Genomic DNA, 17153 nt, shown 5'->3' with positions numbered 1-17153 from the left:
CGCCCCTCGGCCTTCGGGGGGCGCCCGAGAGCCGGGGGGCGGGTTCGGCGGATCGGTCCGGGTCGTGACGGGACGGATCGGCCGGCCGGCGGGCGGGGCCCCGTCGCGTCCGGGTCAGGTGCCGAACTCGGGGCGGCGGAAGGAGAGCTGCGACTGCAGCCGCTGGATGATCGACGAGTGCATCTGAGAGACCCGCGACTCGCTCAGGTCGAGCGTCGCGCCGATCTCTTTCATCGTCAGTTCTTCATAATAATAGAGGATGATGATGAGGCGCTCGTTGCGGTTGAGCCCCTTGGTCACCATGCGCATCAGGTCCTTGCGCTGGAGCCGCCGGGTGGGGTCCTCCCCCTTCTTGTCCTCGAGGATGTCGATCTCGCGGACGTCCTTGTAGCTGTCGGTCTCGTACCACTTCTTGTTCAGGCTGATGAGGCCGACGGCGTTGGCGTCGATCGCCATCTTCTCGAACTCCTCCATCGGCAGGCCGAGCCGCTCGGCCAGCTCGGGACCCGTGGGCGGGCGGCCGTGGCGGGCCTCCAGCTCCTTGCGGGCCTCTTCCATCTTGGTGGCCTTGGAGCGCACCAGCCGGGGCACCCAGTCCATGGTGCGCAGCTCGTCGAGCATGGCGCCGCGGATTCGGGGTACGCAGTAGGTCTCGAACTTGACGCCGCGGGTCAAGTCGAACGCGTCGATCGCGTCCATCAGGCCGAAGACGCCCGCCGAGATCAGGTCGTCCAGGTCGACCCCTTCGGGCAGCCGCTGCCAGATGCGCTCGGCGTTGTACTTGACGAGGGCCAAGTAACGCTCGACCAGCTGGTTCCGCAGCTCCGTGGTGGGCTGTTCCTTGAACTCCCGCCAGAGTTCGGTCACATCCACATCCACCTTGGTTGACATCCTGACCTCCGTGTCGGCTGCGCGAGGGGGCGCACATCCCTGTGCGGCCTCCGGCGGGGACGACGGCTCGTCCGTCCGCCGGCGATCGCGAGACGATCCGCCCGATCCGCACGCGGCTCGGCCCTTCGGAAAGGCCCGGCCCCGTCGATCGGCGATCCCGCCCCTTGCCCCTCACCATTCAAGGAACTCGATCCTCATTATTCATCGGACGACCCGCCCATCCGTCTTGAGCCTCGTCGTCCGAAGAATCCGAACAATCCGCCCGCCGCGCGCGACCCGCGCGTCCCATCCCTGGGCGCGTCCCGGCCGCGCGTCCGGCTCAATCCGGCCCGCGCTTCTCGCCGCGCCCGCGGCCGCGTCCCACGCCCCAGACGACGCCGGGCGAGGGCTCGCGCCCGGCCGGCTCGGAGGCCGGGCGCGGCTGCGGCGGCTCGGTCGTCATCCGTTTCCAGTCGCGCTGGGCCCGGACCAGTCGTCTCAGGCTCTCGGCCTGGTCGTTCATGGGACGCCTCCGGAGGGTGGCCTCGTGGGAAATCGCTGCGAAGGGCGACGCTTCGGCGCGCCCGCGACCGGGTTCATGCGATCGGTTCTTCGCCCAGGATCAGCCGGGCGAGGCGGCCCCGCGAGGCGGCTTCGACGTCGTCCGGGACGGCCTGCCCCGTCGCCAGGTAGCTGACGGGGCGGTCGGCCCGGCCCAGGACCGCCAGGAGCGGCCCCAGGGTCTCGGCTTCGTCGAGCTTGGTCAAGATCAAGCGGTCCGGCCGCGCCGGGGCGAACAGGTCGGCCGCCGCGCCCAGGCCCCGCGCCGACGTCGCCGCGCTGAGGACCAGGTGGACCTCGTCGGGCCGCAGCCGAGCCAGCAGCTCGCCCAGCTCGCGGATCTTCTCGCCGTCCCGGGGGCTCCGGCCGGCGGTGTCCACCAGGACCACGTCGACCGGACCGAGTTCGTCGAGCCCGCGGCGGGCCGAGTCCGGGTCGTCGCCGGCCGCCAGCGGGACGTCGATGATGTCGGCGTAGGTTTTGAGTTGTTCGACGGCCGCGATGCGGTAGGCGTCGACCGTGAGGAGGCCCACGCGCACGCCCTGCTGGAGCTTGAGCGTCGCGGCGAGCTTGGCGATCGTCGTCGTCTTGCCGACGCCGGTCGGGCCAACCAGGGCGACGACCCGCCGCGTCCCCGAGACCGCCCGGATCGGCGAGGCCACGGCCAGCGCGTCCTCCAGGACGCGCCGGACGGCCGCGCGGGCCGGGGCGGGGGTCGACAGGTCCTCGGCCGTGGCGGAGGCGGCGGCCTCGCGGACGAGCGCCCGGGCGAACGCCTCGGGCGCGTCGGCTTCCAGGAGTCGTGCGTAGGCCGAGGCCAGCTCGGCGGGCAGGTCGGGCGACCATTGTTCCATCAGGCCGCGGCGGCTCAGCGCGCCGACCATCGCGTGGACGCGACCCAGGTCGGTCCCCAGTCCGCGCGGGGGCCGCGATTCCGGAGGGGCCGCGACCCAGTCGGCGGTCGGCGACGAGGCGTCGACCTCGACCGTCGCGCCCGGCCCGAGGCCGAACAGCCGGCGGCGGCGGACCTCGCGGGCGGCGAGGATCACGGCGTCGCCGCCGAGGTCCCGGCGCACCCGCGCCAACGCCTCCCGCATCGTCCGGCCGCGATAGGTCCTGGCCTCCAGGTCGCTCCCCGTCGCCCGCCTCGCGGGCCGTTCGAAGGTCATGCGAACGCCTCGGTCGTGGCGAACGTCACCGGGTCGACGGCGGGCTCGGCCGGCTCGTCGGCCTCGGTCGGCTCCTCGACGATCGTCCCCAGCACCTCGACGGGCGTGTCGCGAGGGATCTCGCGCTGGCTGAGGACGACCAGCCGGGGCAGGTCGGCCCGGGTCAGGTCCTTGAGCACGGCGCGGGCCGAGGCCGAGGTCAGGACGATCGGCGGCAGGCCGACGTCGATCAGGGCTCCGACCCCCTGGGCCACGGCGCGGAGGATGCTGCGGACCGTCTCGTCGCCCAGGGCCTCCGACGGGTGCGCCTCGGACTGCGCGGCCACGATCGTGAGCCGGGTGTTGAGGTCCTGCGAGAGCGTGACGACGCGGAGCCGGCCGTCGGTCGAGCGGTGGCTCTCGGTGATCTGCCGCGCCAGGCTCTGCCGCGCCAGCTCGGTCAGCGACTCGACGTCCTTCGGCTTGCCGGCGTGGACGGCCATCGTCTCCAGGATCGTCTCCAGGTCGCGGACGCTCACCTGCTCGCGCAGCAGGTTCTGCAGCAGGCGCTGCAGCTCGCCGGGCCGGAGCAGGCCGGGGACGACCTCGTTCGCGAGCGTGGGCGCCGTGGTCCGGACGCGGTCGAGGAGGCGTTCGATCTGGTCTCGGGTGAGCAGCTCGTCGGCGTGGCTGCGGACGATCTCGCCGAAGTGGGCGGCGACGACGGCCGACGCGTCGAGGATCTTGCAGCCGGCCAGCTCGGCGACCTCGCGGCCCTCGGCGTGGATCCAGACGGCGGCCTGACCGGTGGCGGGGTCGACGGCCTCGCGGCCCTCGGGGCGGTCGCCCAGGCCGGCCGGCGGGATCGCCAGCAGCCGCCCGGCGTAGGCCGAGCCCGCGCCGACCACGGTCCCGCGGATCTTCACGCGGTACTCGTGCGCCGAGAGGCCGATCTCGTCGTGGATGCGGACCTGGGGGACGATCAGGCCCAGCTCGCGGGCCACGTCCTGGCGGACGGTCCGCAGCCGCTCCAGCAGGTTGCCGCCGCGAGTCGAGTCGGCCAGGCTGATGAGCCGATAGCCGATCTCCAGCTCCAGCAGGTCGACGTGCAGCAGGTTCTCCATGTCGTCCGACGCCGCGTCGCCCGTGATGCGGGTCGGCTCGGCCGCCGTCGCCGTCGGGCGCGGGCCCGGCTCGTTCTCGGCGCGAGGTTCCTCGGCGCGGGCGGCCCGGCGCGGGGCCGGGCGGGACTCGTGGTGCTCGGCGTCCATCTCGCCGGGGCCCGTCCCGCGCAGGCGGTAGGCCCGCCAGCCGAGGACGGCCGCGATCGTGAGCAGGGGGATCTTGGGGAGCGGCGTGAAGGCGAGCAGCCCGAGGAAGGCCGACGAGACCCCCAGGACGCTCGGGTTCCGCGTGAGCTGGCCGACGACGTCGCGGCCCAGGTCGCTGGCCGACGACGACCGCGTGACGATCAGGCCGGCCGCCAGCGAGATCAGGAACGCCGGCACCTGGCTCACCAGGCCGTCGCCGATCGTCAGCTTCGTGAAGACGTCGACGGCCTTGCCGAAGTCCATCCCGTTCTGGACGACGCCGATGAACAGGCCGCCGGCGATGTTCACCAGCAGGATCACCACGCCCGCCACCGCGTCGCCCCGGACGAACTTGCCGGCGCCGTCCATCGCCCCGAAGAAGTCCGCCTGGCGATAGACCTCGTCGCGCCGGGCGTGGGCCTGGTGCTGGTCGATGAGCCCGGCGTGCAGGTCGGAGTCGATCGCCATCTGGCGGCCCGGCAGGCCGTCGAGCATGAACCGCGCGGCGACCTCGCTGATCCGCGTGGCCCCCTTCGTGATGACCACGAACTGGATGACGACCAGGATGACGAACAGGATCACGCCGACGAGCACCTGGTCCCGCGCCACGAACTCGCCGAAGGCCCGGATGACCGTGCCGGCCGCGTCGACGCCGTGCTCGCCGCCGCGGGTCAGGATCAGCCGCGTGGTGGCGACGTTGAGCACCAGCCGGGTCAGCGTCGTGGTCAGCAGGATCGTCGGGAAGGCGCTGAACTCCTGCGGCGAGCGGATCGCCAGCGTCGTCAGCAGCACCAGGACCGCCAGCGTCAGGTTGGCCGCGAGCAGCAGGTCGAGCACGTCGGGCGAGACGGGCACGACGAACACGAGGACGGCGCCGACGATGGTGATCGGCAAGACCAGCCCCGAGGCGGCTCTCCAGGCGGCGGAACTACCGGACGTCGAGGGAGGCATCCATTCCTCTCCACACGAGACGGACCGAACGGCGCGCGACCCGTCGCGGCGCGCCTCGCCATGATCTCTCCGGCCTCCCCGTCGCCGACGGGGGCAGGCCGACCGCTCGAATCGAATGCTCCCGGCGTGCCGGATTCGGCCCGCGTGATGTGTGCAGGGACCTTACTTCCGACGCCCCGGATTGTCCAGTGCGAAAGGCCCGCGGCCGACGCTTTCGACCGCCAGATCAGGCGGTCGGCCACGCGGCGCGAAGCTGGGCGATCAGAAGGGGATCGGCGATCGCGGCCCGGGGCGAGGCGGCCTCCGCCCGCGAGGCGATCCGCAGGGCCAGTTGCGCGGCGTCGCGCTGCGGGAGCTTCGCCCGGACGGCCGCCTTGCGGATCGACCCGCCCGACCTCCCCTGGCCGATCACCCGCACGAAGACCTTGCGCGGCGGCGGGCCGCCGGCGAGCACGACCACCAGGCCGGCGTCGCCCAGCAGGACGAGCGAGGCGCCTTCGAGCAGCTCGGGCGTTCCGTCGCGCCACGCCTGGGCGAGCCGACGCCGCGAGGCGCGGGCCTTGGGATCGCCCTCGATCGTCCGCAGGTCCTCGCGCTGCTCCTCGGGCGTCGTCTGCAGCATGGCCTCGAATCGGGCGGACCGCAGCCCGTAGTCGACGACCCCCACGGCGAGCATCGCCGCCGCCAGCGCCCACGCCGGGGCGAGGAGGATCGACAAGGCCCCCCGCGCGGCGTCGGGGAAGTCGAGGAAGCTCAGACCTTGCAGGGCGCCCCAGCGCGAGCGGACGGCCCAGACGACCACGCTCGCCAGGATCAGGGCCTTCACGACCGACCAGACGCTGCGCTCCACGCCGGCGCCGATCCCGCCGCCGCGGCCGACGCGCCAGAGCCGCGAGGGGTCGGGGGCGATGAGCGCGGGCGACCAGAGGCCGCGGGTCTGGCCCTGATGCGCCGCGAATGCGCCGGCCGCGAAGCCGACGAGCAGAATGGCGACGGGCGACGCGACGGCGACAACCGCGTCACGCACCAGCCATGCGAGGTCGACGGCGTCCTCCAGCCGCGCGGCGGGACCGACCAACGGTGACCGCACGAGGTCGACGAGCGATCCCGACATGGAGGATCCGAAGCACGTCAGCAGCGTGACGGCGACCAGCCAGCCGGCGGCGGCCGTCAATTCGGGGCTGTGCGCGGCCTGGCCCTGCTCGCGGGCGAGCTGTCGGCGTCGGGGGGATGCGGGCTGCGTGCGGTCTTCCGACATCGGTCGCGATCCCTCCCGCCTCGGTCAAAGCCCGCCGCGTGCCCAGGCGATCCACGCGCCGTCTAAACAGGCGGCTAGCGCGGCGAGGCTCGCCATGACGAGCAGCACGCCCAGGGCCGCGCGGATCGGCAACGAGAGCGCCATCAGGGGGACGCTCGGGGCCATCCGGCCGAGCCAGCCGAGCGCCACGCCGGCCGTCGCCAGCGCGACCGCCGGCGGCGCGGCGGCTCGGAGGGCCAGCTTGAGCGCCTCAGCCGCCTGCGCGAACATCGCCTGGGCCGTGCTCCGCTCGAAGACGAGCCGGCCCGCCGGGATCGTCTGGAAGCTCTGGAGCAGGGCGTCGACCATGACCAGCGGGCCGTCCATCGCCAGGAAGGTCGCGATCGCGATCAGGCCGTAGAGGTGGCCGAGCGCCGTCAGCTCCTCGCCCGTCTCGGGGTCGAACAGCGACGCCGTCGCCAGCCCCGCCTGGACCGCCACGAGTTCCCCCGCCTGCTTGGCGCCGGCGACGACGAGCGACGCCGACAGGCCGATCAGGCCCCCGACCAGCAGCTCGTTGACGACCAGCCAGCCGAGGCCGAACGGCGACGCGGGCGAGGCGACCGTCGCCGCGGCCAGGGGCGTCATCCAGGCCCCGAGCGCCAGGGCCGCCACGACGCGGAATCGCCAGTCGATCCCGGGCGCGGCGAGGACCGGGGCCGTGAAGCAGACGCCCGCCGCGCGGGCCGCGATCAGGGCGGACGCCGCCGCGTTCGCGGTGTACCAGCCGACGTCGAACGGGATGTCGCCCATCGCGGCCGGGCCCTCGCATCGAGACTAGAGCATGTCCGGGATCGAGCCGATCAGGTCGACCGTGAAGTCGATCCAGCGGGCGGCCAGCCAGGGGAGCAGGATCAGCGTCGCCACGATCACCGCCACCAGCCGGGGCACCAGGCCGACGACCGGCTCGTTGAGCTGGGTCAGCGTCTGGAGGATGTTCACCGCCAGCCCGACCACCAGGGCCGCGGCCAGCAAGGGGCCGCCGAGCAGCAGGGTGAGCCGGAGCGCCTCGCGCGTCCAATCGAGGGCCTGGTTGACGTCCACGCGGGGCCTCCTTTCCCTTTCCGCTACGCCGAGAAGCCGGCGAGGAGCATGTCGGCCACGAGCAGCCAGCCGTCGGCCAGGACGAAGACGATGAGCTTCGCGGGGGTCGAGATCAGCGTCGGCGGCAGCATGAACAGCCCCATCGCCGCCAGGACCGCCGAGACCACCAGGTCGATCACCAGGAACGGCAGATAGAGCATGAAACCGATCTTCAGGGCGGTCGTCAGCTCGCTGAGGATGTACGCCGGCGCGACGACGCCGATCGCGAAGTCCTCCGGGCGTTCCGGCTGGGCCGCGCCGGGGGTGGCGGGGCGGGAGCGATCGTGGAGGGTCGTCAGGTAGTCCTGATGATTCGTCATGACGATCTGGTCGACCATGAACGTCTTGATCGGGGCCGAGCCCGCATTCCAGGCCTCGACCGCGCCCGTCCGGCCGGCGACGTAGGGCTGGACCGCGTCGGCGTACACCCGCTCGGCAACCGGACGCATGATCAGCGCGCTGAGCAAGAGGGCCAACGCCGTCAGCACCTGATTGCCGGGCACCTGCGGGCTGCCGAGCGCCTGCCGGAGCAGGATCAGGACGATGTTGATCCGCACGAACGGCGTGATCATCAGGAGCGCGACCGGCGCCAGCGAGACCGCGCCGAAGAGGACGATCGACTGCACCGTGCGGGCCGCGTCGGCCGGGTTGAACGCGGGCGCCGGCTTCTCGGCGGCCGACGCCGGCTCCGTGACCGCGGCCGGCTCGTTCAGGCGCGTCACCGTCTTGCGTCCCGCCCCCGTCGGGGCCTGCGCGAAGCAAGGCCCGGCGATCGTGAGGAAGAGCAGCAGGAGCCCGCCCATAAGGGCCTTCCCCCCTCGGCGGGGAAGGTGGCCCGAAGGACCGGATGAACAAGGCAGCCGTCGAGCAACGTCCCTCTCCCCTCGCGTGAGAAGGTGGCCGAAGGCCGGATGAGGGGGACCGTCGAATCCCGCGCGGGGACGCGGAGCCGCGGCGAGCCGCCCCCTCATCCGCCCCTGCGGGGCACCTTCTCCCAGGAGGGGAGAAGGAGAAACGCCGCAGTCCGCCGCCTGACGTCCCGTCATGATTCGTCTCCGATCCGGACGTCGAAGCGGCCGGGCGCGGGGATCGGGCGGCGGGACGCGAGGGGGGCCGCCGCGTCGACGCGGGCCAGGGTCGAGGTGGTGGCGTCCGGCTCGTCGTCCTCCAGCTCGCCGAGGAGCGAAGGGGCGCCCTGGGGGCCGGTGCCGATCAGGAGCGTGCGGCCGCCGGCCTTGACGGCGAAGACGGCGTGCTTGGGCGGGAGCGCGACGCGGCCGACGACCTGGAGCTTGACCGGCGAGTTGCCGGCGCCCTGGTGCTTCGCGGCGATGCAGACCGCCCCGGCGACGCCCAGGACCAGGATCATGAAGGCCGTCCCCAGCCACCAGCTCTGCGAGACGGGGGCGAAGGACGTCCGGGCCCGCTTGCTCGCGAGCGTCGGCCGGGCCGTCTTCGAATCGGGCGCCGCGTCCTGCGCCCGGACGGCCGGGGCGGTCGCCAGCATCAGGGCGAGGATCAGGATGGGGGCCTTGGCTCGAGCCATGCGAGGGTCCTTCGTGCGCGGCGGGTTGTCGGCGGGCCGGGCGTGGTGACGTTCGTTCGGGCGGTTTCAGACCAGCACTTCCTCGCGGCCGCTGGGATCGGGCAGGTCGATCGCGCCCTGGTCGTAGAGGATCCGGAGCCGTTCGGCGATCTCGACCTGCGCGACCTCCGTGTCGGAGAGCCGGAACGGGCCGAGGTTCTCCAGGTGGCGCTGGAGCGTGTGGGCGGCCGAGGCGTTCAGGGCGCCGAGCACCTTGGCGCGGAGCGGCGGGGCCGAGCCGGCGAGGGCCAGGGCCCAGGCCTCGGCGTCCTCGCCGCGGAAGGCGGCGCGGATCTCGCGGTCGCCCATGCGGAGCAGGTCTTCGAAGACGAAGCAGAGGCGCCGCAGGCCGAGGCGGAGGAACTCCTCCAGGACGACGGCCTGCTCGGCCGGGTCGACGCGCTCCATGCGGGCGATCTCCCAGGTCACGGCCTCGACGGCGTCGCGGTCGAGGTGCGCGAGCATCTGGGTCGACAGCGACTGCTCCAGGCTGACGAGGACGATGGCCGCCTTGCGCAGGGCCGGGATCGAGGCCGTCGACGGGGCCTCGGCGGCCGCGGGGGCCGGGCCCAGGGCTTCGGCGGGCGCGTCGAGGTCGTCGCGCGACGGCTCGGCGCCGGCGTCGCGGCGGTGGCTCGGACGGGCGGACGGGGTCGACGCGTTCATGACCTTCCCCCTCCCTGGGTCGTCCAGCGGTTGAGCACGCTGAAGGCGGTCTCGGGGTTGCGGCGGACGAATTCGAGGACCCGCTCGGTGGGTGCCGGCGCGCCGGCCGTCCCGCGGTGGTAGCGGAGGTCGCCGCGGCCGGGGGAGGCCCGCCGCGACGGCTGCCGGCCGCCGAAGACCCAGGTCCCGAGGGCCACGATCGCGGCGGCGGCGGCGCCCGCCGCGCCGGCCATCGCCCATTCGCGGGCCGTGCGCCGCCCGGCGCCCGCGGCGTCGGCCGGCGCGCGGTCGGTCGTCAGCTCGTCGGGGAGGTCGTCGATCTCGGTCGGCGCCCAGTCGACGCCGTCGGCCTCGGGGATCACCAGCCGCACCGCGTTGCGGATCAGCGCCTTGGTCCGGGTCATCAGCGCGAGGTGGTCCTCGTGCGAGGTCTGCCCGCCCTCGGGGAGCAGCCCGGCGTTGTAATAGTAGCTGCGGGGGACGAGCACCCAGACCTCGCCGCGTCGCCGAAGGGGCGCGGGCGGCGGGGCGGCCGCAGGGGCCGGCGCCTCGGCCGCGGGGGCCTCGTCATCCGGGCCCAGCTCCATCGCGCGGTTGAGGCCGACCGACATCGTCGGCGGGGCCGGGACGACCTCGGGCTCGCGGCGCGGGGCCGGCTCGACCGCGACGGCGACGGCGACCGGCTGGGGGGCGGCCGGCGGGTCTTCGAGCTTGACGGTGACGCGGACGTCCTTGATCCAGGCGAGCTTGTCGAGGATCCGGCGGCTCAGGTCCTCCTCGCGGGCCCGGTTGTTCGAGAGCGCGGTCAGGGCCGGGTTGCCGGCGTCGCGGTAGAGGCGGCCCTCGCGGTCCATGACGGTGAACGACTGCCGCGTCAGGCCCGGCTCGGCCGCGGTGACGATCGAGGTGATCGACTCGACCGTGCTCGGCGGCAGCTCGCGGCCCCCTTCGGCCTGCACCCGCACCAGGGCCGTCGTGCGCGTCGCCGGCCGCAGCACCCCGCGCTGGCGCTCGCGGCTGATCCAGACGAAGGAGCTTTCCACGCCCGGCAGGTCGTCGATCATCGACTCGAAGACCTTGGCGCGCTCGCGCTGGGCGCGCTCCTCCTTGTCGCGGGGCGTCTCCCAGAACGACGAGGCGGCGGCGCCGTCGCGCAGCTCGTCGAGCGACCGCGGGCCGAGGTCGAGCTTGGCGACGATCGCCGAGGCGGCGTCGGCCGAGCGGCCGGCGACGCTCACGCGGCGCTCGTCGAGCTTGTAGTCGATGTTCTGGGCCCGCAGCGCCCGCTCGACCCTGTCCAGGTCGTCCTGTCGGAAGGACCGCCCCGAGGCCAGCAGGACCCGCTCGGCCGGGGCGATCGACCAGGCCGCCAGGCAGGCGGCCACGGCGACCCCGCCGGCCAAAACCGCGAGCAGGCCGAGCCGCACGGGCGCGGATCGGCCGGCCGTCGCCTTGCGGGCGCGATCGAGCCAGGAGCGAAGCCGGGCCGGCGTCTCACCGAGCGCGTCGATGCGGAAGGTCGCCATCCATCCTCCACGGATCCGCCCCCGATGCGAGAGAGCCGCTCGGCGTCTCCGCCCTTCCCTGGGCGCATGACGACGGGCGCATCACGGGGCGACCGTGTTATCCACATTCCGCCGGATCTGTCAATCGCGGCGCGTTCCCGGCGGGCCTTCGCTCAGGAGAAGAGCGACTCGACGAAGGCGTCGGCGTCGAAGGGCTGGAAGTCCTCGATCCCCTCGCCCACGCCCAGGAACTTGATGGGCAGCTTCATGGTCTGGCGGACGGCCACGACGACGCCCCCCTTGGCCGTGCCGTCGAGCTTGGTCAGGATCACCCCCGTGCAGCCGATGCTCTTGGTGAAGACCTCCGCCTGACGGATGGCGTTCTGGCCGTTGGTGCCGTCGAGGACGAGCAGGACCTCGTGCGGCGCGCCCGGGATCTGGCGCTGGACGACCGACTTGATCTTCTCCAGCTCGCGCATCAGGTGCGTCTGGGTGTGGAGCCGGCCGGCCGTATCGACGATGAGGATCTCGCTCCCCCGCGCCAGGGCCCGCTGGCAGGCGTCGTGCGCGACGCTCGCCGGGTCGGCCCCCGGCGCCCCCCGGACGATCTCGCAGCCGGCGCGGCCGGCCCAGATCGAGAGCTGGTCGGCGGCCGCGGCGCGGAAGGTGTCGCAGGCGGCCAGGACGACCGACTTGTCCTGGTCCCGCAGCCGCTGGGCCAGCTTGGCGATCGACGTCGTCTTGCCCGAGCCGTTGACGCCGGCGATCAGGTAGACGCTCGGCTTCTTGGAGGCCACGAGCAGGGCGTCGGGGCTGGGGTCGCGCAGCAGCTCCTTGAGCTGGTCCTTGACGAAGCCCACCAACTCCTCGTCGGCCGTCTTCTCGGCGAACGCCTCGCGCACCGAGTCGATGATCCGCGCGGTCGCCGCCACGCCGACGTCGGCCTGGATCAGCCGCCCTTCCAGCTCGTCGAGGAACGCCTGGTCCACCTTCCGGCCCAGCCACGACCGGACGTTGAACAACTGCGCCGTCTTGGCCAGCCCCTTCTTGAACCGCTCCAGGATCCCTTTGATCGCCATGTCCGCCCTTCGTCTCCCGTTCCCGACCGGCCCGAGCCGCGGTCTCTCCAAGTTGCCGACCAACAAGACGCTTGATTCTACCTCCGGCGGGGGCCTCGCGCCTGCCTCGTCGGGGGCGGGGCCGATCCCCGCTCAGAAGATCTTCAGGAGAGCCGACTGCACCGTGTAGTCCTGCGGGTGCGCGCCGGCGACGGCGAACTCCCAGTAGTGCAGCAGGAAATAGTTCCGCCCGACGTGGAACCGCGTCCCCGGGCCGACCCCCACGTAGGTCGAGGTGACGTCGCCCCGCAGCGGGACCTTGTAGTTGCACGCCGCGTAGACCACGAGGTCGCCGAAGGGGACGTCGTGGGGACGGAAGAAGCGGCCGATGGCGGCGTCGCCGATGAGGGTGGTCGTCGCGGCGGCGTGGTGCGGGTTCAGCGGGATGCTCGGTCCGCCCCCGCCCCGAACCACCCACGAGCCGAACGGGTTGGACCAGAACTCGTAGCGCGGGTCGAGCGACGCGATCCCCTCGCCGAGCGTCGTCGAGCCGGTGGGGACCCGGATCAGCATCGACAGGGTCTGCGACAGGCCCTCGCTCTCGCTCAGCATCAGCTTGGGGGCGAATCGCAGGTCGCCGACGCCCGAGGCGTAGCCCCGCAGGGGGTCGACCGTTCCATTCGCCATGAGGAAGGGCGCCTGGATCATCACCTCGAACCGCCGGTTCAGAGGTAGGAACAGCGTGTAGTCGCCCGTATAGCGCTGGCTCCCGCGGGGGACGTCGACGCCGTGGGCATACCCGAACTCGACGAACCAGAGGCGGTAGAAGACCCCCTGGAAAGCCCCCAGCCAGCCGTGGCGGGGCGACGTCCCGTTCTTCCCCGCCGGGGCCCCCGCCCAGGCCTCGTTCCAGCCTTCGGAGAAGAACGTCCGCAGCGGCAGGGGGTGCCAGCGGCCGGGGGCGTAGGCGTCGCCGAAGATCGAGTCGACCGCCGCGCCGAGCAGGCTGGTCTCGATCCTGGGGGCCTCGGGCGCGTCGCCCCGGCCCGCGAAGAACTCCGGCTCCTCGGAGCCCGGCCCGGGGTCGAACTCGGTCGCCAGCGACGCGTAGTCGGCGCCGGGGGCCGTCGGCGGGGCCGCCCCCTGCCCTGCGGCCTGGGCGCACAGGGCCAGCGCCGCGGCGGCCAGGGCCAGCCGCCTCGCTCTCGGCCACCCTCCGCCTACGGGCTGCGTCCTCAGCACGCCGCTTCCTCCCCGCCCCCGCTTGCTCCGTGTGCGCAGGCGAGCCTGACGCAGGCCGCGCCGCAGCCGCCGTCGGTATCATCGGCCGAAACGCGCCCGGGACCTCCGCAATTCCCGGGTTCGCCCGTCAGCGGGCCCGTTCGCGGAGGCGTTGCAGGTCGGCGTCGGCGGTGACGGTCGCGCCGACGCGTCGGCCGGGGCGGTCGGGGGCGTGGAAGTCGGAGCCGGCGGTGGGGACCAGGTCGAGGATCCCGGCCCAGTCGCGGAACCGGCGGCCGACGCGGTTCTGGACGCCGGGGCCCGCGGTCTCGATCGCCGCCAGGCCGGCGTCGGCGAGGGCCCGGAGCGATTCGAGCTTCAGGTTGTAGGGAGGGTGCGCCCACGAGACGACGCCGCCGGCCCTCGCGACCAGGCCGAGGGCCTCGAACGCGTCGAGCCGGACCTTGTCGACGCAGGCCGGCTTGCCGTCGGCCAGGAAGCGGTCGAAGCCGTCGCGGACGCTCGCCGTCTGCTTCGTCCGGAAGAGGTATTCGGCCAGGTGGCGACGGCCCAGCGTCGCCCGCGGGAAGCAGCGGCGGAGGGCCCGCATGTCGACGACGAGGCCGAGGGCCTCCAGCTTCGCGACCATCGCGTCGAACCGCGTCGTGCGATCGGTCCGCAGGCGGTCGACGGCGGCCAAAAGGTCGGGGTCGTCGACTCGGAAGAAATAGCCGAGGAGGTGGACCTCCCGGCCCTCGTAGCCGCAGGTCAGCTCGACGCCGGGGACCAGCTCGACGCCCAGCCGGGCGGCCTCGGGGCGGGCGGTCGCCAGGGCGGAGACGGTGTCGTGGTCGGTGATCGCCAGGGCCGCGAGCCCGACCTGGGCCGCGGCGGCGACGACCTCGCAGGGGGAGCAGGCGCCGTCGGAGTGGGTGGTGTGGACGTGCAGGTCGGCGTCGCGGCGGATCACGCGCCGGGGCCTTCCTCGGCGGCCGGGGACGGGGCGGGCTCGGGTGCGGGAGCCGGATCGGGCTCCACGTCGGCCTCGGGCTCCGGCTCGACCTCCGCAGCCGGTTTGGGCGTGGGGTGCTGGAGCTGGAGGACCTTGTCGAGGATGCCGTTGACGAACCGGCTCGACTGCGCGGTGCTGTAACGCTTGGCCAGCTCGAGCGCCTCGTTGATGGCGACCTTGGCGGGGACCTCGGGGCGATGCAGGATCTCGAACGCGCCGACGCGGAGGATGTTGCGGTCGATGGCGGCCATGCGGTCGAGCCGCCAGTTCTCGGCGACCTGCTTGATGGCCTCGTCGATCGCCGGCTGATGCTTCTGGACGCCCTCGATCAGGCCGACGGTGAATGCGATCAGGTCGCGGTCGCCCAGCAGCCGGCGGTCGATGAAGCGACGGACGTCGGCCGTCATGACGCCCGAGTTCTGCTCGAGCTGGTACAGGACCTGGAGGGCGACTTCGCGCCCCCGAGAACGTCGCGTCATGATGAACTCGCCCCGGCCGCCTCGGCCTCGATCAAACAGCACGGCTTCGCCGTCCCTGGTCCGCAGTCTCGTCTCGCGACGGCGCCGCCCGAACCCTTTATTCTTTCCCAGTCATCATATCCCGGGGCTCCCCCCCGCGGAAAGGCCAGAGGCCGCGGCGGCGGCGGGGGGCCGCGGACTTGGGCTCAAGGGGACGTTCGCCGCGCGACGATCGATAAAGATGGAGAGCGATCGTCCGGGCCGGCCGGGCGCCCGCCGGGGCGTCGGGATTGACAGGAACGGGCGGTCGGGTAGATTCCGGCGCACCATCTCGACGGCGGGGTGGTTCGTCGCCCTTTCACGGAAACGAGCGTCCAGGCCGTGTCACCCGAGGAGACGCCGGATCCAGGCGGGCTCGAACCCGAGCGGGCTCCGCGGGCCGTCCACCGCCCCGTCCTGATCGACGAGGTGGTCGCCTGGCTCGCCCCGCGCGAGGGGTCGATCCTCGTCGACGGCACGGCCGGAGCCGGCGGCCACGCCGCGGCCCTGGCCCGTCGGGTCGGCGACTCCGGCCGCGTGGTGGCCTTCGACCGCGACCCGGAGATGCTGGAGCTGGCCCGCAAGGCGACCGCCGGGCTCCCCGTCTCCCTCGTGCACGCGCCCTACAGCGCGATGCGGGAGAAGCTCGCGGGGCGCGGGATCGCCGCGGGGGAGGTCGACGGCGTGCTGCTGGACCTGGGGCTCTCGTCGGACCAGCTCGCCTGGCGGCATCGCGGCTTCAGCTTCGGCTCGGACGGGCCGCTGGACATGCGGTTCGACCCGACCTCCGACGGCCCGACCGCCGCCGACCTGCTGGCCGAGTCGTCGGCCGAGGACCTCGCCACGGCGTTCTTCGAGTTCGGGGAGGAGCGGTTCAGCCGCCGGATCGCCCGGCGGATCGTCGAGACCCGCGACGCCGAGCCCCTGACCACCACCGGGCAGCTCGCCGAGCTGGTCCGCCGGTGCATCCCGGGCAAGCTGCGGCACGGCCCCATCGACCCGGCGACCCGCGTCTTCCAGGCGCTCCGGATCCTGGTGAACGACGAGCTGAAGCACCTCGACGCGATCCTGGCCGAGCTTCCCGACATCCTGGCGCCCGGCGGCCGCGCCGCGATCATCAGCTTCCATTCGCTGGAAGACCGTCCGACGAAGTGGGCGTTCCGCAACGACCCGAGGTGGACCGTCCTGACCAAGAAACCCGTCATCGCGACGGCCGAGGAAACGGCCGTCAATCCCCGCGCCCGCAGCGCCAAACTAAGGGTGGCCGAACGATGGTCGAATCAGGAACCTACCCCGACCCCGACGAGCCCCAGCACCTGAACGCCGACGCGGACGACGCCTACGCCTCCTCCGAGCCCGAGGCCGAATCCGACGACGACGCGAGCGAGGCGGACGGGGACGGCGCGTCGACGCCCGGCGGATTGGCGAAGATCCTGGGCGGGATCGGGCCGATGGCCTCGTCGGGCCTGCGCACGGCCTCGGCGACGGCCGCCCGCGGAGCGGGGTTGGCCCGCGCGTACCCCCGCGCGTCGATCGCCTCGGGCCTGTCGGTGCTCGTGCTCTGCGGCGTGCTTTCGGTGAAGCCCGGCAAGTCGCCGACCGTCCAGCTGCCGGGGCCGGGCGCGGCCGCCCCCCGGCCTGCGAAGGACGCCGGCGCCGCCCCCGCGGTCGATCCGGCGGCCCCCGCGGCGAAGGGTCCTGAAGACGGGGCGACGCCCCCCACCGCCCCCGCGGCCGTGGCAGCCGAGGCCCCTGCGCCAGCCCCGACGCCCGTCGCCGACGCCCCCGCGCCGGCGGCCGACGGGGTGAAGCAGGCGAGCGGCGAGGGCTTCCCCGACCTGCCGGCCATGGTCGACGCCAAGGCGGCCGACCCGGCCCTCCCCGACCTGGGCGCGGCCCCCGCCCCCGAACCCAATCCTTCGCTCCTGCTCGCCAGCGCCGATTTGAAGCCCGAGGACGACCTCCCGGCCCCCGCGCCGGCGCCCGCCCCGACCCCGGAGCCGGCCCACGACGGGTCGAAGCCCGGCGGCCCCGCGCTGGCGCCGCCTGACGCCCGCCGCCGAGCCGCCCGACCCGGCCCCGGCCCCGCACCCGCCCTGCAGCGAGCCGGCCCGCCGCGCCCGGATCGGAACCGGCCGCCGATCTCCCGCCCGCCGTCGGGGCGCCCGCACCCGCAAGCGATCCCGGAGCGGGCGCCGCCCCGGCGCCGACTCCGGCGGAGGGCGGCCTGCCGCCGGTCGCCGATCCGGGCTCCTCCCCCGCACCCGCCCCCGCGACGCCGCCGGCCGGCGGAACTCCGGCGGATCCGGCCGCCGCGCCCGTCCCGGTCCCCGTCCCCGTCCCCGTCGCAGCCCCCGTCGCAGCCCCTCCGACCGCCCCCGCCGAACTG

16 protein-coding genes and 1 pseudogene are annotated in these 17153 nt (G+C 73.7%); 1 reads left to right on the top strand and 16 read right to left on the bottom strand.

Going from position 1 to position 17153, the window contains the following annotated elements; genetic code table 11:
• Nucleotides 1-114 precede the first annotated feature (114 nt).
• From PZE19_RS01870 to nusB, 15 genes and pseudogenes are all read right to left on the bottom strand, one after another.
• Complete coding sequence (locus PZE19_RS01870; protein WP_277858886.1) at nucleotides 115-891, bottom strand: FliA/WhiG family RNA polymerase sigma factor; 777 nt, start codon at nucleotides 889-891, stop codon at nucleotides 115-117.
• A gap of 319 nt (nucleotides 892-1210) precedes the next feature.
• The gene (locus PZE19_RS01865; protein ID WP_277858885.1) at nucleotides 1211-1393 is read right to left on the bottom strand and encodes a hypothetical protein; all 183 of its coding nucleotides are present in this window, start codon (nucleotides 1391-1393) and stop codon (nucleotides 1211-1213) included.
• Nucleotides 1394-1466: 73 nt separating this feature from the next.
• On the bottom strand, nucleotides 1467-2600 hold the full coding sequence (locus PZE19_RS01860) for a flagellar biosynthesis protein FlhF (RefSeq protein WP_277858884.1): 1134 nt from the start codon (nucleotides 2598-2600) through the stop codon (nucleotides 1467-1469).
• Nucleotides 2597-4840 (bottom strand): flagellar biosynthesis protein FlhA, encoded by a 2244-nt coding sequence (locus PZE19_RS01855; RefSeq protein WP_277858883.1) that lies wholly within the window; start codon nucleotides 4838-4840, stop codon nucleotides 2597-2599. Before PZE19_RS01855 ends, PZE19_RS01860 begins: the two co-directional genes overlap by 4 nt.
• A 226-nt stretch (nucleotides 4841-5066) precedes the next feature.
• The gene (locus PZE19_RS01850) at nucleotides 5067-6098 is read right to left on the bottom strand and encodes an EscU/YscU/HrcU family type III secretion system export apparatus switch protein (RefSeq protein WP_277858882.1); all 1032 of its coding nucleotides are present in this window, start codon (nucleotides 6096-6098) and stop codon (nucleotides 5067-5069) included.
• A gap of 24 nt (nucleotides 6099-6122) precedes the next feature.
• Nucleotides 6123-6890 (bottom strand): flagellar biosynthetic protein FliR, encoded by a 768-nt coding sequence (locus PZE19_RS01845; protein ID WP_277858881.1) that lies wholly within the window; start codon nucleotides 6888-6890, stop codon nucleotides 6123-6125.
• 24 nt (nucleotides 6891-6914) lie between these two features.
• Nucleotides 6915-7181 carry a flagellar biosynthetic protein FliQ gene (locus PZE19_RS01840; RefSeq protein ID WP_277858880.1) on the bottom strand — a complete coding sequence of 89 codons (267 nt, stop codon included), beginning with the start codon at nucleotides 7179-7181 and terminating at the stop codon, nucleotides 6915-6917.
• Nucleotides 7182-7204: 23 nt separating this feature from the next.
• On the bottom strand, nucleotides 7205-8023 hold the full coding sequence (locus tag PZE19_RS01835) for a flagellar type III secretion system pore protein FliP (protein WP_277858879.1): 819 nt from the start codon (nucleotides 8021-8023) through the stop codon (nucleotides 7205-7207).
• Nucleotides 8024-8262: 239 nt separating this feature from the next.
• Entirely contained in the window at nucleotides 8263-8766 is a 504-nt protein-coding gene (locus PZE19_RS01830; protein ID WP_277858878.1) for a flagellar biosynthetic protein FliO, read from the bottom strand.
• 66 nt (nucleotides 8767-8832) lie between these two features.
• Entirely contained in the window at nucleotides 8833-9471 is a 639-nt protein-coding gene (locus PZE19_RS01825; protein WP_277858877.1) for a FliG C-terminal domain-containing protein, read from the bottom strand.
• Nucleotides 9468-10997: a hypothetical protein gene (locus tag PZE19_RS01820; protein ID WP_277858876.1), complete on the bottom strand. Its 1530-nt coding sequence runs from the start codon at nucleotides 10995-10997 to the stop codon at nucleotides 9468-9470. Before PZE19_RS01820 ends, PZE19_RS01825 begins: the two co-directional genes overlap by 4 nt.
• A gap of 152 nt (nucleotides 10998-11149) precedes the next feature.
• Complete coding sequence (ftsY, locus tag PZE19_RS01815) at nucleotides 11150-12055, bottom strand: signal recognition particle-docking protein FtsY (RefSeq protein WP_277858875.1); 906 nt, start codon at nucleotides 12053-12055, stop codon at nucleotides 11150-11152.
• A 132-nt stretch (nucleotides 12056-12187) separates the two neighbouring features.
• Nucleotides 12188-13276, bottom strand: coding sequence for a transporter (locus tag PZE19_RS01810; RefSeq protein ID WP_277858874.1), 1089 nt, complete (start codon nucleotides 13274-13276; stop codon nucleotides 12188-12190).
• Between the two features lie 127 nt (nucleotides 13277-13403).
• Nucleotides 13404-14225 (bottom strand): PHP domain-containing protein, encoded by an 822-nt coding sequence (locus tag PZE19_RS01805; RefSeq protein ID WP_277858873.1) that lies wholly within the window; start codon nucleotides 14223-14225, stop codon nucleotides 13404-13406.
• 131 nt (nucleotides 14226-14356) lie between these two features.
• Nucleotides 14357-14746 (bottom strand): annotated as a pseudogene (gene nusB / locus PZE19_RS01800) (transcription antitermination factor NusB); the annotation flags it as partial.
• Nucleotides 14747-15106: 360 nt separating this feature from the next.
• Between nusB and rsmH the strand changes: the two are divergent.
• Complete coding sequence (rsmH, locus tag PZE19_RS01795) at nucleotides 15107-16084, top strand: 16S rRNA (cytosine(1402)-N(4))-methyltransferase RsmH (protein WP_277858871.1); 978 nt, start codon at nucleotides 15107-15109, stop codon at nucleotides 16082-16084.
• Nucleotides 16085-16103: 19 nt separating this feature from the next.
• Here the strand turns inward: rsmH and PZE19_RS01790 are convergent, their stop codons facing one another.
• Nucleotides 16104-16613, bottom strand: coding sequence for a hypothetical protein (locus PZE19_RS01790; protein WP_277858870.1), 510 nt, complete (start codon nucleotides 16611-16613; stop codon nucleotides 16104-16106).
• Nucleotides 16614-17153 lie beyond the last annotated feature (540 nt).

This window comes from Paludisphaera mucosa (assembly GCF_029589435.1).
Classification (GTDB): domain Bacteria; phylum Planctomycetota; class Planctomycetia; order Isosphaerales; family Isosphaeraceae; genus Paludisphaera; species Paludisphaera mucosa.
The sequence above is the reverse complement of the archived record's forward strand: the minus strand, read 5'-3'. Positions and strand labels throughout refer to the sequence as shown.